The sequence below is a fragment of the Aliivibrio sp. A6 genome (genome assembly GCF_028765505.1).
GTDB classification, from domain to species: Bacteria; Pseudomonadota; Gammaproteobacteria; order Enterobacterales; family Vibrionaceae; genus Aliivibrio; species Aliivibrio finisterrensis_A.
Genome location: NZ_JARACR010000011.1, coordinates 23,169 through 46,032 on the forward strand (window position 1 = coordinate 23,169; position 22,864 = coordinate 46,032).

Below are 22,864 nucleotides of genomic sequence, written 5' to 3' on the forward strand. Positions count from 1 at the left end.
AATAGATTAATCAGTTACTTAGTAAAATTCATACTGAATGATATCAAGTTAATATTTAGTTTCTAATTTGATGAATAAATATGCGATCAACGACACTTCCACGCTTGAAAATCAATCAAACTAAAATTCATGCCAAAATTATTAGTCACTAATACCATTTAAAAAAATCAACCAACGTTCAAAATCAATAGACATAAAAAAAGCCCAAAATATTGAGCTTTAGTCTTAAATTCTATTGATGTTATGTAGCTGGAATTAAGCAGTTCTTTTCTTGTGCCCTTCATCTAGATGGACAAAATCGACAAGATCATCACCACTCACTTGAAACGCTTGACCAAATCCTTTCACGAACAATCCTTGAATTGGCTTTAAACGAAACATTTTAAAATCTTCTAACGAACTCAAGCCGTCGATAATGTCGCCAAAGCGTTGTTTCATTTCATCAACCGCAAGTTGCCAATTGGCTTCTTCTCTATCAATTAGAATCGCCGTCGCATCAAACGTCAGTCTTTTACGAGCAAACAGTTGTTTCGATGAATCTTCATCTTCGACAAGCATTAACGACACATCAGGGTTTTGTAGCAGATTTCTTGCATGACGTGCTATCTCTGAGATCAGCACATAGTAACCATCTTCTAATAACACAAAAGGAGCGTAGCTTACGTTTGGCTTCCCTTCGCAATCTACTGTTGCTAATTGAAGGGTTTTACGTGAATCACGAAACTCTTGAATTTCAGGACCAAGACGATTTTGTAATCTTTCCTGCTTAACATTTGAATTCATTTTTCTTTCCTTTTAAATTTGGTGCTGAGTTGTATGCTGAGCTGACTATTTTTTATTTATATTCTTGTTTTAAGACAGTAAACGCTTCAACTTGTTCTGGAATAAGTTGACGCTTTTTATCTCGACCTAAATAGATCTTAAATACAGAATGCCCTTCATGATTAAAGAAGCCAAAGTAATGGCTTTCTGTCCCTCTGAACGCCTTGCTAATCAGTGCGATATCTTGAATTAAATCTAATTTTAAGTGACCGTGTAACTGCCCCTCTCGCCCCATCAGATTATAGTAACCATGTGCAACTTTCCCTTTTGGAAACGGCGCTTTCACTTCAAAGATAGAACCAAATGAATGCACGATGGTCGTTACATCACCAAAACCTACTAGCCCTTCTAAAATCTCTTGGGTTTTCAGGCCAGAAACCATAGTCACCATCTCTTTAGGTAATGATTTAACCACTTCGACTTCACTAATAGACAGTTGCTTAGCAATATCACTTGGTAATAATGATGGGTCATTTTCTAATAATTCGATAACGTGTTTATTCACTGGAATACTCTTATTATGTTGATTAAATTTATGCAGCATGTTCATTAAAAACAGGCTGTTTGTTCGTCATTGATAAAGCAGATATCACACTTTGTGCTAAAGTCACTGCCCAAAATTCACCCGCTAGCGTTAAACTTAAATAATCGGCATTAACCTTAACTAATCCATTGTTTTGCCACTGTTTAAATAATGGCATTAAGTATTGATAGACATCCTCTGACGTCTGCTGCATTAATGCTTTTCTTGATAGAACACCACGATCAAACCCTGCTTTAATCATTGAGAATAATCCTGCTGAAGAAGCGGATTGTGTCATCATTGCAATCGGCATTTGTTGAGCGTTAATTGACTGAATATAGGCGTCTAACGTACGATGTTGCATAATGCCTACACCACCAAGATTACCACCAGCACCACACCCCACTGGCAATACCTCTGCAGTGGTTTTAGCTAAACTGTTGTAGATGCTTCTTTCACGATTACTGCGTGCCCAATGGTTAACGCTCAAGCGATTAAGATGATGTTTGTTCATAAAATCCACACCATATTTATACATATACGCTTTTTCTTCGGTTGATGCGGGTTGTGGCAATTTGCCTTTATCAATCATGCCTTTCATAGGAGTTCCGCCCATTTCGATCAGCTGATAAAGATCAACTCCATGTGCGTTTGTCTCTAAAAAATCGTTGAGATCTTGCTGCCAGATCTCGGAGGTTTGATAAGGAAGGCCATAAAGTAAATCAACCACAATGGGTGCTTGCTCTGAATCACTCAATTCTTGAATACGACGTAATACATACTCTTTATCATCAAGCCTCTTGGCTGAGCGTCTTACTTTTGTATTAAAGCTCTGTACACCAAATGAAAAACGATTAAAGCCACCTTCTAATGACTTATCAAACATCTCTTCGTCAAAACGGTTAATTCGCCCTTCTAGCGTAATTTCACAATCAGGGGTTAATGGAAACTGAGAGCGAATAGCTTTACCCAATTGTTCAATTTGATCTGCAGTAAGATCCGTAGGCGTTCCACCACCAATATATACCGCATGAAATGGCGCAGCTTGAGTCCAAGCGAGCTGTGCTTTCCATTTCAACTCAACTAATAAGGCATCAAAATATTCTTGTACTAATTGCTTACTTGAAGCGTGTTGGAAGAAATTGCAGTAAGTGCATCGCACACGACAAAAAGGAATATGTACATAGAGGCAACGATGTTTACTGATCTGTGTGGTTTCTGATGAAACGGAAGAAAAACGCTCATTAAACAAATCTGCCGAGATAGGCATTGCGCCTCCCCCAGCATGAGCGGATGCTTTTCTTTGAAAGGCATACAGCAATGGCTCTGGTGTACTTTCACCGACAAGTGAAATAGGTAGCTGATTTAAGTCAATTTCTGTTCTCATGATTTCAATTCTTTTTAACTCGTTACTTCAAAGAGTTTTGCTTCTTTTTATATCATAAAGTATTTTCAAATGAGAATGCAATTGATAATTGATCTCATTCTTGTTTTGTTTATAATGTTGTCATCTTAAAAAGTACTGAATTAAATGGAGACATTCGTGCTGAACTTTCGTTATCTAGCGGCAGCTGGTATTTCATTAGCTATTCATACCGCTCTTATCTGGTCTGTTCCTGAAAAAAAAGCCTTTGCTATGCCTACAGGTAGTACTTCCTCACACGTCAATATCCAGTTTGTCGCACCAAGCGTTCCTACCCCTCAATCAGTGCAAACGAAAAAAAATGAGGTAATAAAACCGAAAGAGCAACCAAAGGAGCAAGCCACCGTTGAAAAGACAGTTCAAAAACAAGTGGCGGAAAAGAAACCCGTAAAATCTAAACCAAAGTCTAAACCTAAAAATAAAGTGGTAAAAAAACCAACGATTTCAAAGCCAATTGAGCCCGAACAAAAGATTCTTAAAGAAAAAGTAGAAACCAAACCAACAACGAATACGGCTAAGAAAACAGAAAAACCTGTTGAAAAAGAATCAACAGCGAAACCTGTCGCTTCTAAATCAGGGGCAACAGAAAAGCCACAATTAGTCCAAAAACCGAGTTTCTTAACACGCCCTAATGCACCACGTTATCCTCGCATAGCGCAACGTAAAGGCATTGAAGGTACTGCGCTATATGAAATTTGGCTAAATGAAAACGGAAAACAAATCAAACAAGAGTTAATCACCTCATCAGGAGCACAAGTCCTTGATGAAGCTGCTCTTAATGCAATTCGTGATTGGCAATTTTCACCTCAAATGATCAATGGTCAAGCGATTGCACACCGTGTGCAGATCCCTGTCCGATTTTCACTTAATTAATCAGTTATACCGGATTTAACTATGCTTAACTTTTCACACTTATATTCACAACTTGGCATTATGGCTTTACCCTTAATAGCGTGTTCATTACTCACTCTTGCCTTGTTACTTGAACGAACCATTCAGCTTTTACTTTTTTCTGGCTGCTCTCATAAAAAAATACAGTCAACACTAACTCAATTAAAAAAAGACGATACACAAGGCATTCACTCCTTTATTCAAGAGTTGAAAAAACGTCGTGCCCTTTCAGCAAAAGGCAATGCCATGCTACTCGCTCATCGTGATTTTGAAAAAGGATTACGAGAGGATGTGGCAGGATTATGGCTTCAAGAAAAACGTCATCAATTACGTACTGGATTACGTCTTTTAGCTCTTATTGGCATGATCAGCCCATTACTCGGCTTATTAGGTACGGTTCTTGGCTTAATTGATATGTTTAAAGAGGTAGCCGCAACAACGGGCTCTATTACACCAAATATTCTGGCTGATGGTTTAGGGTTAGCAATGCGTACAACGGCAATTGGTTTGATCATTGCCTTACCTGCTATCGCAAGCTCACAGCTTCTAGGCTTATGGGCTGATCGTATCTTGTCACGTTTAGAGCATTCATTAAATTACACTAATTTGTGGATTGAAGGCGTATTTAGCTCAAATGATTCAATGAGTGAGAACATCCAACATAAAATCATCAAGGTGAATGCATGATTAAGTCACCTTCCTCTGCTGCTGAAGAATCCATTCAGCCTGATCTGACCCCTTTACTCGATATTATTTTCATCGTAATGGTCTTCTTATTACTCACCGCTACCGTGAAACTTCAATCTTTAGAAGTGAGCTTACCGACAACGGATACCGAATCGGTAAGTGACGTAGACAGTCAATCTTTTACCATCAATATATTAGAACAACCGCCATATTGGGGGTTGGATGGCCATTCCTATTCCACTTGGCCTTCCTTTACTAGCGCATTACTGAAAAAAGTAAAAAGTAAGCCTGAGTTTCAAGTGGTTATCGCCTCTGATAAGACGGCTGAAATTCAGCATATGGTGAAATTATTGGCCTTTTTACAAGACAATAATATTAAAGCGACTCAAATTTTAATGGACGAAAATAAATCATGATTAATTCTAAACTTACCTTCTCTTTCTTTGCTATAGCATTGCTTTCATTCTCATCCATTAGTACAGCACAAGAGCGTATTATTAGTGCTGGAAGTGCCGTTACGGAGTTAATTTATGCACTAGGTGCGGAAGACTCTCTTGTTGCCGTTGATGTAACGAGCAAAATGCCGCAGACACAATCCTTACCTAAAATTGGTTATCACCGTCAATTATCAACAGAAGGCTTACTGGCTTTGCAGCCAACACAAATTATTGGCTCCGATGAAATGGGACCACAAACTACATTAGATTTACTTTCTCAATCGAATGTAAAGGTGAATATCGTAAACACGACACCAACGGTTCAAGGCTTATTAAATCGTATTGACGAAATCGCCTCTATTACTCAACATCAATCGCAAGCAGAAGCCATCAAGGATCAAGTAAATAAAAAGGTCGCGTTACTAAACAGTAATATTCCAAGTAAAGCGAAACAGAAAAAAGTCATTTACCTTTTATTGCATGAAGGCAGAGCACCTTATGTGGCAGGCAGTGATACGACAATGGATGAATTGATCCATTTAGCAGGAGCGAATAACCCTGCAAGCTCATCGATATCATCGTTTAAACCTATTTCAATGGAGGCAATGATATCAATGCAACCTGACGTTGTTTTAGTCAGCAACCGTAGTATCAAGAAGTTAAAAGGCATTGATAACATTATCGAATCGATTCCAACCTTAGCCTCCACACCTGCTGGTATTAATAAACAAATTATTGGTATTGATGGCTCAGCACTCGTCGGTGGCCTTGGCTTGGCGACACTTGATGAGGCTGCTCGTTTGAATACCCTTCTTTACCCTTAAGTGATTATTATGTTGTTAAAATACCTCTCTTATTCAAAATTACTGTGGTTAAGTGGCTTTTCTCTGCTCATTATCGCAGTAAGCTCCATTGCGACAGGGCCAATGAACATTACGCTAAGTGATAGTTTTCATAGCCTTATGCCTTGGTCAACCGCTGAAATTCCGACACACATCAATTTGATCATTCATCAAGTTCGCCTACCAAGAACTATCCTTTGTATGCTTGTTGGTGCCATATTGGCTATTTCTGGTGTTGTCATGCAGGGATTATTTCGCAATCCTCTTGCTGAACCAGGGATCATTGGTGTATCTGCGGGGGCCGCTCTTGGCGCAGCAATGGCAATCGTATTATTTTCATCCGTTGCTCAGCAGTTTCCTATTTTTATGAATTTTGCCGCTGTACCTATTTTTGCTTTTCTTGGTGGCGCAATAACCACGCTCATTGTCTATCGATTAGGAACCAGTAAATTTGGCACCTCAATCACCGTTATGCTACTTGCTGGTGTTGCTATCAGCGCGTTATCTGGTGCTGGAATTGGCTATTTGAATTTCATTGCCGATGATCAAATGCTGCGTGATCTTTCGTTATGGTCTATGGGATCATTAGCCGGAGCAAAGTGGAATGACCTACTGCTTGCAAGTATTGGTCTTATCACCTTGCTTATTTTATTTATGAAAAATGCGTCAGGACTTAACGCCCTACTTCTTGGTGAAGCGGAGGCAAAACATTTAGGCATTAATGTTCAATCATTAAAGAAACGTATGATCATTTTAAGTGCTGTAGGTGTTGGTATTACCGTTAGCTTATCTGGAATGATTGGGTTTATTGGATTAATCATCCCTCACCTTGGTCGTATGCTATCTGGACCAAACCATAAAACCTTATTACCACTTTCAGCATTACTTGGTGGTCTTTTATTAACTGCAGCAGATATGTTTGCCCGTGTTGCCGTTAGCCCTGCTGAACTGCCTGTTGGTATCGTGACGGCCATTATTGGCGCGCCTTTCTTTTTGTATTTACTCTTTACCCAACGAGGTAAAATTTAATGAGCCTTTCTTCATTAGCTATCTCAGCCAACAACATTTCTTATCGCATTGGATCTAAAATAATTTTAGATGACATTAACTTAGATCTTCGTTGTGGTGAAGTCACAACACTACTTGGGCCAAATGGTGCCGGAAAAAGTACATTACTGAAATTGTTATGTGATGAAATCAGCTCGTTTAATGACATTCGTTATTTCGGAAAAACAAAAGATCAATGGGATGGTAATGAATTAGCAAAACAACTTGGGGTTCTTCCTCAGCATAGTACCCTATCCTTTGCTTTTAATGTAAATGAAGTGGTTGAACTTGGAGGATTGCCATTAGCGCTATCCAATAAAGCATTACGAGAAATTACATCGAGCATGATGCAAAAAACAGGAATTGAACACTTAGCTGAAAGATCCTATCCCTCTTTATCTGGTGGTGAAAAGCAACGTGTTCATTTAGCGCGAGTGCTAACCCAAGTGAGCCAACATCAACAGAAGATCGTGATGCTAGATGAACCAACGTCAGCGTTAGATCTTTCACACCAACACAATACGTTAAGATTAGCGAAGGACTTAGCAAATGAAGGCGCTGCGGTTATTGTGGTACTGCATGATTTGAATTTAGCGGCACAATATTCAGATAGAGTCATTGTTCTTCAAGATGGACAGCTGCAAGCAGACGGAGCGCCATGGGAGGCAATAACAGCAGAAATGATAGAAGCGGTTTATGGACACAAAACCTTAGTGCAAGCTCACCCCACGTTGAATTTCCCTGTGGTTTTTGCTGCATAAGTTTTTGTGGCAAACAAAAAAAGGAGAGCTAGTGCTCTCCTTATTTAGTCTTAAAGCCTTTGAAACTGTTCTAATTAAAGAGCAGCTTTCGCCTTAGCAACAAGAGCAGCGAATGCTACTTTGTCGAATACAGCGATGTCAGCTAGGATCTTACGATCGATTTCAATAGATGCTTTCTTAAGACCGTTAATGAAACGGCTGTAAGACATCTCGTTTTGACGAGCTGCAGCATTGATACGAGCGATCCAAAGTTGACGGAAAACACGCTTTTTGTTACGACGGTCACGGTAAGCATATTGACCTGCTTTAGTAACTGCCTGGAAAGCTACACGGTAAACACGTGAACGTGCTCCGTAGTAACCTTTAGCTTGTTTTAGAACTTTCTTATGACGTGCACGAGCTTGTACACCACGTTTTACGCGAGGCATTGTGTCTCTCCTAAACTAAAATTAAATAAATACTAAAAATTATGCGTATGGAAGCATACGTGCAACTGCTGCTACTTCACATTTTGGAAGTAGAGAGTTTGGACGAAGCTGACGCTTGTTTTTAGTAGTACGTTTAGTCAGGATGTGACGTTTCGTAGCGTGCTTAAATTTGATACCACCAGCAGTTTTCTTAAAACGCTTAGAAGCACCTTTGTTTGATTTCATCTTAGGCATGATGAATATAACTCCGCATTGTTGCGTGATTAAACATATAGTAATTAGGCGAATAAAACAGGATAACTGCGAGCAGCTACCCCACTTTACTACTTGAATGCACTAAATTACTTCTTCTTAGGGGCCAACACCATAATCATCTGGCGACCTTCAATTCTCGATGGGAAAGATTCAACTAGAGCAAACTCTTCAGTATCCGCTTTCAAACGATTAAGAACGTCAACACCGATGTTTTGGTGAGCCATTTCGCGGCCACGGAAGCGAATTGTTACCTTCACTTTGTTGCCGTCTTCAAGGAAACCAGTCAGGTTGCGTAGTTTTACCTGATAGTCTCCAATATCAGTTCCAGGTCTAAATTTAATTTCTTTAGTCTGAACCTGTTTTTGTTTTTTCTTCTGTTCTTTAGCAGCCTTAGCCTTTTCGAAGAGGAATTTGCCATAGTCCATCACACGACAAACTGGTGGCTCGGCATTCGGGCTGATTTCAACTAGATCGACACCTGCTTCAAGTGCAACGTCTAACGCTTCATTTAGTGAAACGACACCAACTGATTCGCCATCTAGACCTGTAAGGCGCACTTCTTTAACGCCAGTAATTTCACCGTTTAGACGATGAGCATTTTGTTTAGCCGGCTGTTGGGCTCTTTTTCCGCCTTTAATACCTTATTCCTCCACAGTATTGAGCGTTCGGGCACTAACTTCTTGCTGCAGGAATGCAACAAAATCATCAATTTTAAATTTACCCAAATCTTTACCTTTACGAGTACGTACTGCAATTTCGCCAGCTTCCATTTCTTGGTCACCACAAACAAGCATGTACGGAACACGTTTCAAAGTATGTTCCCTGATTTTAAAGCCAATCTTCTCATTTCTCAAGTCCGCTTTGGCTCTAAATCCATTTTTTTGCAGTTTTTTTGCAATTTCTTGTACATAATCAGCTTGTTTGTCTGTAATGCCCATTACAATTGCTTGTTCTGGAGCCAACCATGTTGGGAAAAAGCCTGCGTAATCTTCAATTAAGATACCAATGAATCGCTCAAGAGAACCTAAAATCGCGCGGTGAATCATCACTGGTGTGTGACGTTCGTTATCTTCACCTACGTAAGTTGCCCCTAAACGCTCTGGTAATGCAAAATCGAGTTGTACTGTACCACATTGCCACGCACGGTCCAGACAATCATGCAAAGTAAATTCAATTTTCGGTCCGTAGAATGCACCTTCACCCTCTTGAATCTCATAAGCGATTTCCATCGACTCTAGAGCAAGGATTAAATCGGCTTCTGCTTTGTCCCACATTTCATCAGAACCCACACGTTGTTCAGGACGTGTAGATAACTTAACTACGATGTTTTCAAAACCGAACGTTGTATATGTATCATAAACCATCTCAATACATGATTTCACTTCATCTTGCACTTGTGCTTCTGTACAGAAGATATGTGCATCATCTTGAGTAAAGCCACGAACACGCATGATGCCGTGTAAAGCACCTGATGGCTCATTACGGTGACATGAACCGAACTCAGCCATACGTAATGGCAGATCACGGTATGATTTCAGACCTTGGTTAAAGATTTGAACGTGACCAGGACAGTTCATAGGCTTGATAGCGTATTCACGGTTCTCAGAGCTTGTTGTGAACATCGCCTCAGCGTATTTATCCCAGTGACCAGAACGCTCCCAAAGTACACGGTCCATCATTAATGGGCCTTTAACTTCTTGGTAATCGTATTCTGTTAGTTTTTCACGTACGAATACTTCTAGCTCACGGAAGATAGTCCAACCGTTGTGGTGCCAGAAAACCATACCTGGTGCTTCTTGTTGCATATGGAACAGATCAAGATGTTTACCAATCTTACGGTGGTCACGCTTTGCAGCTTCTTCTAGGCGGATAAGGTGTGCTTTAAGCAGTTTCTTATCTTGGAATGCAGTGCCATAGATACGTTGAAGCATTTTGTTGTCGCTATTACCACGCCAGTATGCACCAGCTACACTCAGAATCTTAAAGTTCTGGCAGAAGCTCATGTTTGGAACGTGAGGACCACGACACATGTCGATGTATTCTTCATGATGGTATAAACCTGGACGATCGTCTTTAGATACGTTTTCGTCAAGGATTTCAATTTTGTACGTTTCGCCACGAGCATCGAATGCATCGCGCGCTTCTTGCCAGCTTACGTTCTTCTTGATTACTTGGTACTTGGTTTTAGCAAGGTCTTTCATACGCTTTTCAATCTTATCAAGATCTTCTTGCGTTAAAGAATGCTCCATATCGATATCGTAGTAGAAACCGTTATCAATAGTTGGACCAATCGCCATTTTAGCTTCAGGGAAAAGCTGCTTAACTGCGTGACCTAAAAGGTGCGCACAAGAGTGACGAATGATTTCTAAACCGTCTTCATCTTTTGCTGTGATGATTTCAAGCTGTGCGTCATTTTCAATTAAATCACACGCATCAACACGAACGCCATCAACACGACCAGCGATACAAGCTTTCGCAAGACCTGGACCGATGTCAGCAGCAACATCCATAGTAGAAACAGCATTATCGAATTGACGTTGAGAACCGTCTGGAAGAGTAATTACAGGCATGTTTTATCCTTTACAGTGGTGTTGCACACGAAGCAACACATGCTAAAAATTAATAAGTCTAAATAATAGATTGTCTAAGATGTAAGGATCAATCAACCACACAAAGGTCGGGAACACTTACAAGTCGGTCATTGTACGACTCTTAATCAGCTAATGCAAAAAAGAATCGAGATCACAAAAATGATGTCGATTCTTTTTTAAGTGATAAGTAATTTTCCTTATCTAAACGCGTAAAATTTTCTGTACTGCGTTATGTATCTCTGCGCTTGAAGCATTTGTATTTAGTGAAAAAGAGACATATTGGTCGCCACGATTAAAACCCATCGACCTATCGACTTCAGCTAAACAATGAAGTACTTGCCCATCGAGAATAAACGACAGCTCTATCTCTTTTTTATTCATGAATCCATTACTTCTAAATTCAATCTCTTGGTAACCACCTGAGTGCGATTTAAAGTGACCACCATTAAGGTAGCCCTGCTCTACATCTGCTTTCACCATACTAAAGCCTGCTTGCTCTATTTGATGAATGATCGTTGCTGCAACGGTCATTGGTTTAACAATCAGTAAATCACGGTCGGTTGGGTCAATCGCAAAATCAATATCTAGAACAGTTTCAACCCAAACATCACAATGGTTATCACGAACATTTAATGCTGTAATTGGTGTCTCATCTGGCAATTTAATCGTAAATTGCATTTCCTTTTTCTCATTGGCTTGAATAGTAAATGGATTCACCGCCTGAGTATGGAATAAGGTTAGAGTTTGATAACTGGTTCCGCTGTCACTTTCAACTTTCACTTCCGTATTAAGTTTTAGATGAATAGCATCAATCTGCTGTTCAATATCCCCACCTTGGATGTGAACCGTACCAATTAGTGTATCACCTTGAAATAATTCTGGGTTTTCTAAAATGGTATCTACTTTTGCAGCACCTATACCTAATGACGCCTTTAGCTTTTTAAACATCCTTTCGTCCTTTTTCTATGTTTATTCTTATTTTACTTCATCTATATATGGCTTATATAGAGCCTTAGTATGGTACTTAAAGATTAAGTTCCTAAAATCTGCATTGGTAATTGTAACAAGGCATCACCACTACTAGCGAAATACCAAATAATTCCTATAAGTGAACTAACTAAACCTACATACCATGCCGCTGATACCAATTGGCCATACTTATCGAGAGGCAGTAAATGACTATGATGACGAGCACGCCATTCAAATACGATTTCAAGACTTCCCATAATAAGTAAGAAACCAAAAAGTGCGAGACCTAATTGGTAACTTAATATAACACCACCTACTGCAGCTAATGCGCATAATGTAATACCTAACTTACTGTTCATTGAGAAACTGATACTTTTAAGTACGTGTCCCCCATCTAACGGCAATATTGGCAATAAATTAAATAGATTTAAAAAGGCGTTAAATACAGCAAGACCAGCAAAGAACATCTCGCCGGTTATCCAATAAACTACCATCAATATTAAGGAGAGAATCAAACCAAAGAATGGCCCCATAATAGAGATAACAACATCTTGCCAACGTGTGTTTATTTTTTCATCACTGAGTGCTAAACCACCAAGGAACGGGATTAAGTAGATACCTTTCGTTTTCATACCAAAGTATTTCATTGCGCGAATATGGCCGTATTCATGAAATACAAGGCAAGCAATAAGTGATAATGCAAACTCAATAGAAAAGAGCCATGAGTACGCGGCAATACTGGCAGAAGCTAAAGCCACTTTAATTAACTTTGCACTTTTTAACGCTTTCATCCCTAACGAAACAAGCCCTATCAAGCTGAATTTTCTTTCAGCTTTAATTGGCGTATGCGGTACTTGCTGCTCGATATCTTTAGTATTACGAGAGCCTTCTGCAATCAACTGGCCATCAACCATTGCACGATACTCAATAAGAAAAGGCTGCCATGTCACTGTAGCTTCCAAGCGGCAAGTTAATATACTTTCGCCTTGATTGAGCTGAAATTCATGCACGTAATGATCTTGATGATCAGCAGACGCCGCTTGTTGTGCAACTAAAGTATTGCTCCAAAATACTTGCTGCCAACCCGCCATAGAACCTTCTAAGCGCAATGGTTGGCCTAAAAAATCGATAGATAATAATTCCATTACTTACCTTTACTTTCTTATACTAAATGGTATGAAATAACGTACAGTTGACCTTTATTTGGATAGATCTCTTCAATAATATTTTTAAGTTCTTCTAGCGTCATGTTTTCTTGCTCAGCATGGTACTGGTTAAGATCATCAAAGCTAATTGGATCAACAGCATCAATCGCTAAACGACAAAAACGACGGTTGTCTTCATAAGTGCTCACTTCAACTTCTGTTCCTACAACGTAATCTTTTTCAGATTCGTCACGGATAGTAATGACTTTTTTGCTCGATAAAATATCTGATTCAAAACGCTCAAAGAATGTCATTGTTGTTGGTGCTACTTTCATTGTGTTTTCCTAATGTAATTCGAGCTGCGACAATGCAGCTCGAAAATTAATTATTGATATAATACTGTTCATTAACCAAAGCAGTAATTTGCCCAATGAGCTAAACCGGCAGTTACTGATCCAAAGTAATTACCACCTACAATTTCGATGTTTGGTAACTGTTGTTGTAAGGCTGCACGTAAAATTGGAGAGCGCGCTGAACCACCTGTAACATAAATAATATCAGGCGTTTTACCCGCTTGTTGAATCGCTTCTTTTACTAACTTATTGATGTTGTCTTGTGGTTTTGCAATCGCTTCCGCTAAATCAGACTGATTAAGAGATAATGATAAACCTTCATCTAAGTAACTTAGATCAATCGCATGCTCTAGATGCTCTGATAACGCGATTTTCGTTTGCTCTGCATCACGCAATAATTTGTAGCTTAGTTTCTCATCATACAGCTTGATTAAGCGAGCCAATTTTTCCGGCTCTTGAGTATCGTTCATCATCTGTAAAAGGTGCTTGCGATTACCAAATCCAAAGAAATCCAGTTGAGCAACAATATTATTAATTGCAATTGGGTTCCAGAACTGTGTCATTGGTAACTCAAGGCCTTTATGAGTGCGGCTTTGAGAACCTAATAGTGGCATTAATTGACGATGCGCTAAATGAATGTCTAAATCGTTACCGCCGATACGTGAACCACTATGAGATAAAATTCCTTTAGTACGATCATGATAATCACGCCATGATGGTCCCATTTGAATCATTGAGCAGTCTGTTGTACCACCACCGATATCAACAATCAGTACCGTTTTATCTTCGGTCAGTGTTTGTTCATAATCTAGACCGGCAGCAACAGGTTCAAATTGGAACTCAATATTTTTAAAACCGACACGGATAGCTGCACGAGTTAAGATCGAGATCGCCTGTGTATTGGCATCATCACTTGCTGCACCTTGGAAGTTAACAGGACGGCCAATCACGGTCGATGTGATATCTTGTTGTAATTCTTGCTCTGCATTATTTTTGATGTTTTTCATCATTGCAGTAACAAGATCTTCAAATAAGCTTACTTGAACATCACGTAAACCAGAAACACCAAGGAAAGACTTTGGTGATTTTACGTAATACACCTCTTCAGGATCATCAATATAAGTATTTAGAGCGGCTTGGCCAAATGTCATCGACTCAGCATCGACATCAATATCTTCTTCGCGGTTAAAAGAAATTGCAGTATGAAGTAAGCGCTCATTAATATCTGTGCTTGGTTGAACGCCCCAAATACGGAAAAGATATTCAGAAACCGCTTCTCGTGTAGGCGCACATAATGCAGAAGGAATAAACGTACTATCCCCTTCTAACTTTAATAGTTTCGCTTGATTATCTAGAATGGTCGCCACTGAGCAGTTAGCGGTTCCGTAGTCAAATCCAATAAACATTGTTGTACACCTAGCTTCGATAAAAGGGAGCTGATTTTACTCGCTTGTTGCCGCTTTGCCAATCAAAATGAGAAAGATGCTGCTATTCCAACCTGATCTTGATTAATTACAGGCACAATCATTACTTGATTTGAGTCTATATACTTGTCAGTCACTAAATATTGGATCGTTGTTGCCAATACTGCTCCAGCAATAACATCTCGCCAATAGTGATGTTCATTCTCTACTCGTGAATATCCAACTAACCCTGCGCCAATATAAGCAGGAAGACCATACTCCCAACCATAACGAAACTGTAGATAGGATGCGCCTTGGAATGCTGATGATGAATGCCCTGATGGAAAACTAAGATTATCTTCGCCATTCGGACGCTCTTCTTTCACGGTATATTTTAATGCTTGTGTTGCAACTAGCGTGTATGCTGCTCCTTTAGCGAACATCCAAAACCCATCATAGTCTTCTTTATATAAAGCTATCGACCCCGCAATCACTGGGATTCCAACCGTACCAATGTCTGCGGCCATATCTCCTGATTTTTTCTCTTCTGCATAAGTAAAAGAACTCATAAAAATAAATAAACCTGCTATTCCTATTTTTACTAACGATTTCATTGGTAGCCTTTATTTAAGCAATCACTGCATGTAGGTATTATTTCTGAGATTATAACGACTAAAACGTGAAGTAATTGTCAATTTATCGCCATTTTGAAACGTTTAAATCGCTGTTTTTACGTTTATTATGACTGGATAGACCATTTAACGATGAGAGATTGGTTATACTGAGCCTGTTATTTCATTATCTAGGTTTTTACCAAATATATTATGCAGTTAAATCAATATTTTTCACAAACAGATAATTCATTTGAATTCACCCGTCAACAAGCAAGTGACTTTGCAAAAAAAGTAGCTGGTGATTTCAACCCTATACATGACGTAGATTCAAAACGTTTCTGTGTTCCTGGTGATTTATTGTTTGCTGTTTTGCTTTCTAAAACAGGCATTAGTAACAAAATGCACTTTGACTTTGCTGGCATGGTATCTGGCGGGACAGCTCTCCACATTAATCATGCTGAAGAAGGTGTTTATTCTTTATCTGATGATAATGACAAGCAGTACCTGCATGTAAAGCGTAGCGGTGAAAAAAACCTTAATCCTGAATTTATTGAACACGTCGTTAAACAATATGTGCAGTTTTCAGGTATGAACTTTCCTCACATCTTGGTGCCATTGATGGAAGAAAAGCAGTTAATGATCAACTGCCAACGTCCTTTGGTTATTTATGAAAGCATGGATCTTGAATTCACTCGTTTAGATATTTCCACACCTAAGGTTGAATTCACTGGCGCGACGATGGACATTGAAGGAAAACGTGGCCTTGTTAAATTAAACTTTAAATTCACTGAAAACGGTGAAGAAGTGGGCCATGGCACTAAGCGTATGATCGCTACAGGCTTAAAAGCTTATGAACAAGATGCAATTGATGATCTTGTTGAACGATTCAGTGCTTTAAAAGAAAATTACACTGTATAAATAACACAATAAAATACGCTATTTAATAAGCACTGAGTTATTGTTAACTTGGTGCTTTGTTATACCAATCTACATAAGTATTTGATCATCCTTGCTTGTTAAAATTGATTATATCTACGTTATAAATTTTGTAATTAGAACCACTAGTTACTGTAATTTATGCCTTGCTCTAATCGATTTTTCCTACGCAATTATCTGAGCAACTACTTATCCAGAATGGTATTATACCCCCATTCTAGTCTAGCCAAATAATAGATATAAAAAAGCCCGCTTATTTCTAAGCAGGCTTTTAATTTTCAGATTAAGTAATTACTTATTCTTCTGTGCTTTCAGTGTCTGAATCATCAGTTTGAGGCGCTTCAGTTGCTTCAGTATTTTCTGTTGCTTCTGTTACTTCGCCCTCTTCACCTTCAAGGACTTCAATCTCTTCTGGCTCATCAATGCGTTGTAGACCAACTACATTCTCATCTTCAGCAGTACGGATCAGAGTAACACCTTGGGTATTACGACCCACTTGGCTTACTTCTGATACGCGAGTACGAACTAGCGTACCTGCATCAGTGATCATCATGAACTCATCACCATCTTCAGTTTGAACGGCACCAACAACACTGCCGTTACGCTCAGAAACCTTGATAGATACAACACCTTGTGTTGCACGGCTCTTCGTTGGGTATTCAGAAAGTTTAGTACGTTTACCGTAACCATTTTCTGTCACTGTTAAAATGTCACCTTCATTTGAAGGAACAATTAACGAAACAACCTGATCTTCACCAGTCAGTTTCATACCACGAACACCCGAAGCAGTACGACCCATTCCACGAACATGTTCTTCGTTGAAACGAACCACTTTACCTGCTTTAGAGAACAGCATGATTTCATTTGAACCATCAGTGATATCAACACCGATCAATGAATCATCTTCACGTAGATTAACTGCAATCAGACCGTTTGCACGAACTTTAGCGAATTGATCTAGCGATGTTTTCTTAACGGTACCATCACCTGTTGCCATGAAGATAAACTTATCTTCAGAGTATTCAGATACTGGTAGAATCGCTGTAATACGCTCACCTTCTTCTAGAGGAAGAATGTTAACGATAGGCTTACCACGAGCAGTACGGCTAGCTTGAGGAAGTTGGAATACTTTCAAGCTGTATGCTTTACCACGTGTAGAGAAGCAAAGGATATTATCATGAGTATTAGCAACAAGTAGACGCTCGATATAATCGGTGTCTTTCATCTTCGTTGCACTCTTACCTTTACCACCACGACGCTGAGCTTCGTAGTCACCTAAAATTTGGTACTTAACATAACCTTCACGAGAAAGCGTTACTACTACGTCTTCTTGTGTGATTAAGTCTTCCATGTCGATATCGTGAATTGCGGCACCAATTTCAGTACGACGCTCATCACCATAAGTATCACGAACGGCTACTAATTCGTCACGGATAACTTCCATTAGACGTTCTGTGCTTGCAAGGATATGCATTAGCTCTGCGATTTCGTCTAATAAAGTTTTGTATTCATCTAGAATTTTTTCATGTTCTAAACCAGTTAAACGGTGTAGACGTAATTCTAGGATAGCTTGAGCTTGTTGCTCCGTTAAGAAGTATTTACCTTCACGGATACCAAACTCTGGCTCTAACCAATCTGGACGAGCTGCATCTGTACCTGCACGCTCTAGCATGTCAGCTACGTTGCCAAGATTCCAACCACGATCGATAAGGCCTTGTTTTGCATCAGCAGGTGTCGGAGCATTTTTGATTAGCTCAATGATTTCATCAATGTTTGCTAATGCTAGTGCTAAACCTTCAAGGATATGAGCACGATCACGCGCTTTGCGTAATTCAAAAATAGTACGACGAGTTACCACTTCACGACGGTGATCAACAAAACACTTCAACATTTCTTTCAGGTTGAACAGTTTTGGTTGGCCGTTATCTAGTGCAACCATGTTTACGCCGAATGTCGTTTGAAGCTGAGTTAATGAGTACAGGTTATTAAGAACCACCTCACCTACTGCATCACGCTTACATTCGATAACAATACGCATACCATCTTTATCAGATTCGTCACGCAGTGCTGAAATGCCTTCTACTTTCTTATCTTTAACAAGCTCTGCAATTTTTTCAATTACACGGGCCTTGTTTACTTGATAAGGGATCTCAGTAACAACAATAGTTTCTTTACCATTCTTGTCAGCTTCGATGTTTGCTTTAGAACGCATGTAAACTTTACCACGGCCTGTTTTATATGCATCAACGATGCCTTTACGACCGCTGATTAATGCAGCTGTCGGAAAGTCAGGACCTGGAATGTAGTTTATCAGCTCATCGATAGTGATATCTTCATTCTCGATGAATGCTAAACAACCATTAACCACTTCAGTTAAGTTATGAGGTGGAATGTTTGTTGCCATACCAACAGCGATACCTGATGCACCATTAACTAATAAGTTAGGGACACGAGTAGGTAATACCGCAGGGATTTGTTCTGTACCATCATAGTTAGGAACGTAGTCTACGGTTTCTTTGTCTAAATCTGCCAACAGTTCGTGAGCAATTTTCGACATACGAACTTCGGTATAACGCATCGCCGCCGCTGAATCCCCATCGATAGAACCAAAGTTACCTTGGCCATCAACAAGCATATAGCGTAGTGAGAACGGCTGCGCCATACGTACTATCGTGTCGTATACAGCACTATCACCGTGTGGGTGATACTTACCAATTACGTCGCCGACTACACGGGCAGATTTTTTATATGGTTTATTCCAATCATTACCTAATACATCCATCGCGAATAAAACACGACGGTGTACAGGTTTTAGACCATCACGCACATCTGGAAGAGCACGACCAACGATTACTGACATCGCATAGTCTAGGTATGAACCTCGAAGCTCATCTTCAATATTTACGGGCGTGATCCCTTTAGCAAGATCGCTCATAGAGCCAATATCCCTCAATTAGTTCTGTCGTATCAATATCAATTACTTTATCAATCATACTATCTATAAAGATAAAGTAATTGATACTGATAAACGTGCAAGATTGCAAAATATAGCACATAACACTTCAATTTCGCATCGTTTTAATTCGCAAAACAACTCTTAAGCTTAAGAATCCTACGAAATCAGGAGCAAGTCACATATCAGATCATCATATTCTTGAAAAACATAACAAATACGACTAAAAAATCACCACTTTTATCGCTCTCTTTCTGTTTTTTTTCTGTATATAATAGAGGAAGATTAAAAAGGAATATGAACTATGACTCAACCGTTAAATGTCGATCCGGCAGAAATCAAAAAGTTTGAAGATATGGCGTCTCGTTGGTGGGATCTTGAAGGTGAATTTAAACCGTTACATCAAATCAACCCATTACGCCTTAATTATGTACTAGATAATGCCAACGGTTTGTTTGGTAAAAAAGTATTAGACGTTGGCTGTGGTGGTGGTATTTTAGCTGAAAGCATGGCAAACCAAGGTGCTGATGTTGTTGGTTTGGACATGGGAAAAGAACCTTTAACGGTTGCTCGTTTACATGCTTTAGAAACAGGGACAACATTAGAATACATTCAATCAACGGCTGAGCAACACGCTGAAGAAAACCCAGAGACATACGATGTAGTGACCTGCATGGAAATGCTTGAACATGTCCCTGATCCACTTTCAGTTATTCGTTCATGTGCAAAAATGGTTAAACCTGGCGGGCACGTATTTTTCTCTACGTTAAATCGTAATATCAAATCGTATTTGTTTGCCATTGTTGGTGCAGAGCAATTGCTAAAGCTCGTGCCAAAAGGGACACATGACCATAATAAATTCATTCGCCCTTCTGAATTATTAAAGATGCTCGATCAAACCGCGTTACAAGAACAAGGCATCACTGGCTTACATTACAACCCGTTAACAGATGTTTATTCATTAGGCAAAAATGTTGATGTTAACTATATCGTTCATACCTCCCTATAAGCCTTTATCATAATTTTCACTCTTTATCTGTGTTCTTAATGCAAATAAAGAGTGAATTAATTTCAAAATATCTCAATTCTTAACTTGTTTACTAAAGCCGCATTAATGCTAAATTTAGAACAACAAATCAGCAATTTTTTTTGATTCTTAGAGATCCACCTAAACCACAAAAATCAAGAAAAATATTTTTTTAACTGTCTACTTCTCCACCATTATGAAATACGTTATTTCTGATGTCTTGCTATACCTAATCTAACTCGGTTAGTAGCTACTTACTGTTTTTTTTAATTCATAGGTTATCCACAGGTCTCTCTTAATTTCAGACTTGATCACTGCTCATTTTATCATTATCTTGTAGTCAATTATTTATTAAGCCCTACATCTTGTGTTTATTGATTAATTCACACTATGAGCTCGATCACAAATTAATAACGAAAATTACAAATACTACATATTTCGTTCTTCATTCTAAGGAAAAGTCACAAATGACCCAACAGCTTACCGTTACTAAGCGAAATGGCACCACAGAAAAGATCAATTTAGATAAGATCCATAAAGTGATCACGTGGGCAGCAGAAGATCTAGATAACGTTTCAGTATCTCAAGTAGAAATGAAATCTCATATTCAGTTTTATGACGGTATGAAGACGTCTGATATTCATGAAACTATCATCAAAGCTGCTGCTGATCTTATCTCTGAAGAAACGCCTGATTATCAATACTTAGCAGCGCGTTTGTCTGTTTTCCACCTTCGTAAAAAAGCGTATGGTCAATTTGAGCCGCCGACATTATTTAAGCACGTAAATAACTTAATCGAACTGGGTAAATACGATAAGCACATTATCGAAGATTACACAGAAGCAGAATTTAATATGATGGATCAAATGATCGATCATAACCGTGATATGGATTTCTCATACGCTGCAGTTAAACAGCTTGAAGGTAAGTACTTTGTTCAAAACCGTGTAACGGGCGCGATTTACGAAAGTGCACAATTCCTTTATATCTTAGTTGCGGCGTGTTTATTTGCTAAATACCCTAAAGAAACGCGCCTTGAATACATTCAACGTTTCTATGATGCAACATCACGATTCAAGATTTCACTACCTACACCAATCATGTCTGGTGTACGTACCCCTACTCGCCAGTTTAGCTCTTGTGTACTAATTGAATGTGATGACAGCTTAGACTCTATCAATGCAACTGCAGGTTCAATTGTACGTTACGTATCTCAACGTGCTGGTATCGGTATCAATGCCGGGCGTATTCGTGCTCTTGGTTCTGAGATCCGTGATGGTGAAGCTTTCCATACCGGTTGTATCCCATTCTACAAATACTTCCAAACAGCAGTAAAATGTTGTTCTCAAGGTGGTGTTCGTGGTGGTGCAGCAACACTGTTCTACCCTATCTGGCACCGTGAAGTAGAATCGCTATTAGTTCTTAAAAATAACCGTGGTGTAGAAGAGAACCGTGTTCGTCATATGGATTACGGCGTACAAATTAATAAACTAATGTACACACGCCTTATTAAAGGTGGTCACATTAGCTTATTCTCACCATCTGATGTTCCTGGTCTATACGACGCATTCTTTGCTGACCAAGCAGAATTTGAACGTCTATATGAGATCTACGAGCAAGATACTTCGATTAAACGTGAAACGGTTAAAGCTATCGAATTATTTTCTCTGCTTATGCAAGAGCGTGCTTCAACAGGTCGTATCTATATTCAAAACGTCGATCACTGTAATACGCACAGCCCATTTGATCCAAGTGTTGCACCTGTACGTCAATCGAACTTATGTTTAGAAATCGCGCTTCCTACTAAGCCATTAACACATGTTAATGATGAGGAAGGTGAAATTGCATTATGTACGCTTTCTGCATTTAACTTAGGTGCAATTGAAAAACTTGAAGAGCTTGAAGAATTAGCTGAACTTGCAGTACGCGCTCTTGATGCACTGCTTGATTACCAAGACTACCCTCTTCCTGCAGCATACAAGTCAACAATGAATCGTCGTACGTTAGGAGTTGGTGTAATTAACTATGCTTACTACCTTGCAAAAAATGGCGTTAAGTACTCTGATGGTAGTGCAAATGGCTTAACACATAAAACGTTTGAAGCGATTCAATTCTATCTTCTAAAAGCGTCTGTTGGTTTAGCAAAAGAGCAAGGTGCTTGTCCTGCATTCAATGAAACAACGTATGCGCAAGGTATCTTACCAATCGATTCTTATAAAAAAGACATCGATAATGTATGTTCTGAGCAACTGCATTTAGATTGGGAAACACTACGAGAAGAAATCAAAACTCACGGTCTACGTAACTCAACATTGTCTGCATTAATGCCTTCTGAGACTTCTTCTCAAATCTCTAATGCAACGAATGGTATTGAACCACCGCGTGGGTTTGTTTCAGTAAAAGCATCTAAAGACGGTATCTTGAAGCAAGTTGTTCCTGATTACGTAAATCTAAAAGATAACTATGAGTTACTTTGGAATATCGGTTCAAATGACGGTTATTTACAACTTGTAGGTATCATGCAGAAGTTTGTTGATCAGGCTATCTCAGCAAATACAAACTATGATCCAAACATTCAGCCAAATGGCAAAGTGCCAATGAAGCTGCTGTTAAAAGATCTATTAACGGCTTATAAACTGGGTCTTAAGACTCTTTATTATCATAACACCCGTGATGGTGCTAGCGACTCACAAGGTGATCTTGGACAAGATGACGATTGTGCAGGCGGTGGTTGTAAGATCTAAGTTTCCATTTTAA

22 protein-coding genes are annotated in these 22,864 nt (G+C 39.2%); 9 read left to right on the plus strand and 13 right to left on the minus strand.

The annotated features are described in order from the left end of the window. Positions 1 to 255: 255 nt before the first annotated feature. Genes hutZ through hutW form a run of 3 tightly spaced genes read right to left on the minus strand, consistent with a single transcriptional unit; the run spans position 256 to position 2,732 of the window. Positions 256 to 783 carry a heme utilization protein HutZ gene (hutZ, locus tag PVK70_RS08470; protein ID WP_011261844.1) on the minus strand — a complete coding sequence of 176 codons (528 nt, stop codon included), beginning with the start codon at positions 781 to 783 and terminating at the stop codon, positions 256 to 258. Positions 784 to 835: 52 nt separating this feature from the next. After that, positions 836 to 1,366: a heme utilization cystosolic carrier protein HutX gene (gene hutX / locus PVK70_RS08475; RefSeq protein WP_207216402.1), complete on the minus strand. Its 531-nt coding sequence runs from the start codon at positions 1,364 to 1,366 to the stop codon at positions 836 to 838. Further along, positions 1,356 to 2,732: a heme anaerobic degradation radical SAM methyltransferase ChuW/HutW gene (gene hutW, locus PVK70_RS08480; protein WP_130047829.1), complete on the minus strand. Its 1,377-nt coding sequence runs from the start codon at positions 2,730 to 2,732 to the stop codon at positions 1,356 to 1,358. The genes hutX and hutW overlap by 11 nt, the downstream gene beginning before the upstream one ends. Before the next feature lie 156 nt (positions 2,733 to 2,888). Here hutW and PVK70_RS08485 point away from each other — a divergent pair, with 156 nt between their 5' ends. From PVK70_RS08485 to PVK70_RS08510, 6 genes are read left to right on the plus strand one after another with little or no spacing between them, the layout of a single operon-like run. After that, positions 2,889 to 3,641 carry an energy transducer TonB gene (locus tag PVK70_RS08485; protein WP_165367226.1) on the plus strand — a complete coding sequence of 251 codons (753 nt, stop codon included), beginning with the start codon at positions 2,889 to 2,891 and terminating at the stop codon, positions 3,639 to 3,641. A 21-nt stretch (positions 3,642 to 3,662) separates the two neighbouring features. After that, positions 3,663 to 4,346, plus strand: a complete 684-nt coding sequence (locus tag PVK70_RS08490) for a MotA/TolQ/ExbB proton channel family protein (RefSeq protein WP_130047831.1) — start codon at positions 3,663 to 3,665, stop codon at positions 4,344 to 4,346. Continuing rightward, positions 4,343 to 4,762, plus strand: coding sequence for an ExbD/TolR family protein (locus PVK70_RS08495; RefSeq protein ID WP_130047832.1), 420 nt, complete (start codon positions 4,343 to 4,345; stop codon positions 4,760 to 4,762). The genes PVK70_RS08490 and PVK70_RS08495 overlap by 4 nt, the downstream gene beginning before the upstream one ends. Then, positions 4,759 to 5,607, plus strand: coding sequence for a heme/hemin ABC transporter substrate-binding protein (locus PVK70_RS08500; protein WP_130047833.1), 849 nt, complete (start codon positions 4,759 to 4,761; stop codon positions 5,605 to 5,607). Before PVK70_RS08495 ends, PVK70_RS08500 begins: the two co-directional genes overlap by 4 nt. A gap of 9 nt (positions 5,608 to 5,616) precedes the next feature. Beyond that, positions 5,617 to 6,654, plus strand: coding sequence for a FecCD family ABC transporter permease (locus tag PVK70_RS08505; RefSeq protein WP_130047834.1), 1,038 nt, complete (start codon positions 5,617 to 5,619; stop codon positions 6,652 to 6,654). Then, on the plus strand, positions 6,654 to 7,433 hold the full coding sequence (locus tag PVK70_RS08510) for a heme ABC transporter ATP-binding protein (protein ID WP_130047835.1): 780 nt from the start codon (positions 6,654 to 6,656) through the stop codon (positions 7,431 to 7,433). The genes PVK70_RS08505 and PVK70_RS08510 overlap by 1 nt, the downstream gene beginning before the upstream one ends. A gap of 74 nt (positions 7,434 to 7,507) precedes the next feature. Here the strand turns inward: PVK70_RS08510 and rplT are convergent, their stop codons facing one another. From rplT to PVK70_RS08555, 9 genes are all read right to left on the minus strand, one after another. After that, positions 7,508 to 7,861, minus strand: coding sequence for a 50S ribosomal protein L20 (gene rplT / locus PVK70_RS08515; protein WP_045102152.1), 354 nt, complete (start codon positions 7,859 to 7,861; stop codon positions 7,508 to 7,510). A 39-nt stretch (positions 7,862 to 7,900) separates the two neighbouring features. After that, positions 7,901 to 8,095 (minus strand): 50S ribosomal protein L35, encoded by a 195-nt coding sequence (gene rpmI, locus PVK70_RS08520; RefSeq protein WP_005419080.1) that lies wholly within the window; start codon positions 8,093 to 8,095, stop codon positions 7,901 to 7,903. A gap of 107 nt (positions 8,096 to 8,202) precedes the next feature. Beyond that, on the minus strand, positions 8,203 to 8,754 hold the full coding sequence (gene infC / locus PVK70_RS08525) for a translation initiation factor IF-3 (protein ID WP_130047836.1): 552 nt from the start codon (positions 8,752 to 8,754) through the stop codon (positions 8,203 to 8,205). 3 nt (positions 8,755 to 8,757) lie between these two features. Further along, complete coding sequence (gene thrS / locus PVK70_RS08530) at positions 8,758 to 10,686, minus strand: threonine--tRNA ligase (RefSeq protein ID WP_130045361.1); 1,929 nt, start codon at positions 10,684 to 10,686, stop codon at positions 8,758 to 8,760. A 222-nt stretch (positions 10,687 to 10,908) separates the two neighbouring features. Next, entirely contained in the window at positions 10,909 to 11,655 is a 747-nt protein-coding gene (locus PVK70_RS08535) for a sporulation protein (RefSeq protein WP_130047837.1), read from the minus strand. Between the two features lie 83 nt (positions 11,656 to 11,738). Continuing rightward, a complete protein-coding gene (locus PVK70_RS08540; protein WP_130045359.1) occupies positions 11,739 to 12,821 on the minus strand; it encodes a site-2 protease family protein in 1,083 nt (360 codons plus the stop codon). 17 nt (positions 12,822 to 12,838) lie between these two features. After that, positions 12,839 to 13,156 (minus strand): N(4)-acetylcytidine aminohydrolase, encoded by a 318-nt coding sequence (gene yqfB, locus PVK70_RS08545; protein WP_130045358.1) that lies wholly within the window; start codon positions 13,154 to 13,156, stop codon positions 12,839 to 12,841. Between the two features lie 71 nt (positions 13,157 to 13,227). After that, the gene (gene yegD, locus PVK70_RS08550) at positions 13,228 to 14,580 is read right to left on the minus strand and encodes a molecular chaperone (RefSeq protein ID WP_130047838.1); all 1,353 of its coding nucleotides are present in this window, start codon (positions 14,578 to 14,580) and stop codon (positions 13,228 to 13,230) included. 62 nt (positions 14,581 to 14,642) lie between these two features. Continuing rightward, positions 14,643 to 15,191 carry a phosphatase PAP2 family protein gene (locus PVK70_RS08555; RefSeq protein ID WP_130047839.1) on the minus strand — a complete coding sequence of 183 codons (549 nt, stop codon included), beginning with the start codon at positions 15,189 to 15,191 and terminating at the stop codon, positions 14,643 to 14,645. A gap of 210 nt (positions 15,192 to 15,401) precedes the next feature. Between PVK70_RS08555 and PVK70_RS08560 the strand changes: the two genes are divergently transcribed. Continuing rightward, positions 15,402 to 16,109, plus strand: coding sequence for a DUF3581 domain-containing protein (locus PVK70_RS08560; RefSeq protein ID WP_130047840.1), 708 nt, complete (start codon positions 15,402 to 15,404; stop codon positions 16,107 to 16,109). A 313-nt stretch (positions 16,110 to 16,422) separates the two neighbouring features. On the opposite strand, the gene gyrA is transcribed toward PVK70_RS08560, so the two are convergent. Then, positions 16,423 to 19,062, minus strand: coding sequence for a DNA topoisomerase (ATP-hydrolyzing) subunit A (gene gyrA, locus PVK70_RS08565; protein WP_130047841.1), 2,640 nt, complete (start codon positions 19,060 to 19,062; stop codon positions 16,423 to 16,425). A gap of 322 nt (positions 19,063 to 19,384) precedes the next feature. Between gyrA and ubiG the strand changes: the two genes are divergently transcribed. Continuing rightward, positions 19,385 to 20,089: a bifunctional 2-polyprenyl-6-hydroxyphenol methylase/3-demethylubiquinol 3-O-methyltransferase UbiG gene (gene ubiG, locus PVK70_RS08570; protein WP_130047842.1), complete on the plus strand. Its 705-nt coding sequence runs from the start codon at positions 19,385 to 19,387 to the stop codon at positions 20,087 to 20,089. Positions 20,090 to 20,574: 485 nt separating this feature from the next. Next, complete coding sequence (nrdA, locus tag PVK70_RS08575; RefSeq protein WP_130047843.1) at positions 20,575 to 22,851, plus strand: class 1a ribonucleoside-diphosphate reductase subunit alpha; 2,277 nt, start codon at positions 20,575 to 20,577, stop codon at positions 22,849 to 22,851. The last annotated feature ends 13 nt before the right edge of the window (positions 22,852 to 22,864 follow it).

Excerpts from the sequence above, each read along its gene's own strand:
- hutZ (WP_011261844.1), bottom strand. The coding sequence starts at position 783 with ATGAATTCAAATGTTAAGCAGGAAAGATTACAAAATCGTCTTGGTCCT.
- hutX (WP_207216402.1), bottom strand. The coding sequence starts at position 1,366 with ATGCTGCATAAATTTAATCAACATAATAAGAGTATTCCAGTGAATAAA.
- hutW (WP_130047829.1), bottom strand. The coding sequence starts at position 2,732 with ATGAGAACAGAAATTGACTTAAATCAGCTACCTATTTCACTTGTCGGT.
- PVK70_RS08490 (WP_130047831.1), top strand. The coding sequence starts at position 3,663 with ATGCTTAACTTTTCACACTTATATTCACAACTTGGCATTATGGCTTTA.
- PVK70_RS08495 (WP_130047832.1), top strand. The coding sequence starts at position 4,343 with ATGATTAAGTCACCTTCCTCTGCTGCTGAAGAATCCATTCAGCCTGAT.
- PVK70_RS08500 (WP_130047833.1), top strand. The coding sequence starts at position 4,759 with ATGATTAATTCTAAACTTACCTTCTCTTTCTTTGCTATAGCATTGCTT.
- PVK70_RS08505 (WP_130047834.1), top strand. The coding sequence starts at position 5,617 with ATGTTGTTAAAATACCTCTCTTATTCAAAATTACTGTGGTTAAGTGGC.
- PVK70_RS08510 (WP_130047835.1), top strand. The coding sequence starts at position 6,654 with ATGAGCCTTTCTTCATTAGCTATCTCAGCCAACAACATTTCTTATCGC.
- rplT (WP_045102152.1), bottom strand. The coding sequence starts at position 7,861 with ATGCCTCGCGTAAAACGTGGTGTACAAGCTCGTGCACGTCATAAGAAA.
- rpmI (WP_005419080.1), bottom strand. The coding sequence starts at position 8,095 with ATGCCTAAGATGAAATCAAACAAAGGTGCTTCTAAGCGTTTTAAGAAA.
- thrS (WP_130045361.1), bottom strand. The coding sequence starts at position 10,686 with ATGCCTGTAATTACTCTTCCAGACGGTTCTCAACGTCAATTCGATAAT.
- PVK70_RS08535 (WP_130047837.1), bottom strand. The coding sequence starts at position 11,655 with ATGTTTAAAAAGCTAAAGGCGTCATTAGGTATAGGTGCTGCAAAAGTA.
- PVK70_RS08540 (WP_130045359.1), bottom strand. The coding sequence starts at position 12,821 with ATGGAATTATTATCTATCGATTTTTTAGGCCAACCATTGCGCTTAGAA.
- yqfB (WP_130045358.1), bottom strand. The coding sequence starts at position 13,156 with ATGAAAGTAGCACCAACAACAATGACATTCTTTGAGCGTTTTGAATCA.
- yegD (WP_130047838.1), bottom strand. The coding sequence starts at position 14,580 with ATGTTTATTGGATTTGACTACGGAACCGCTAACTGCTCAGTGGCGACC.
- PVK70_RS08555 (WP_130047839.1), bottom strand. The coding sequence starts at position 15,191 with ATGAAATCGTTAGTAAAAATAGGAATAGCAGGTTTATTTATTTTTATG.
- PVK70_RS08560 (WP_130047840.1), top strand. The coding sequence starts at position 15,402 with ATGCAGTTAAATCAATATTTTTCACAAACAGATAATTCATTTGAATTC.
- gyrA (WP_130047841.1), bottom strand. The coding sequence starts at position 19,062 with ATGAGCGATCTTGCTAAAGGGATCACGCCCGTAAATATTGAAGATGAG.
- ubiG (WP_130047842.1), top strand. The coding sequence starts at position 19,385 with ATGACTCAACCGTTAAATGTCGATCCGGCAGAAATCAAAAAGTTTGAA.
- nrdA (WP_130047843.1), top strand. The coding sequence starts at position 20,575 with ATGACCCAACAGCTTACCGTTACTAAGCGAAATGGCACCACAGAAAAG.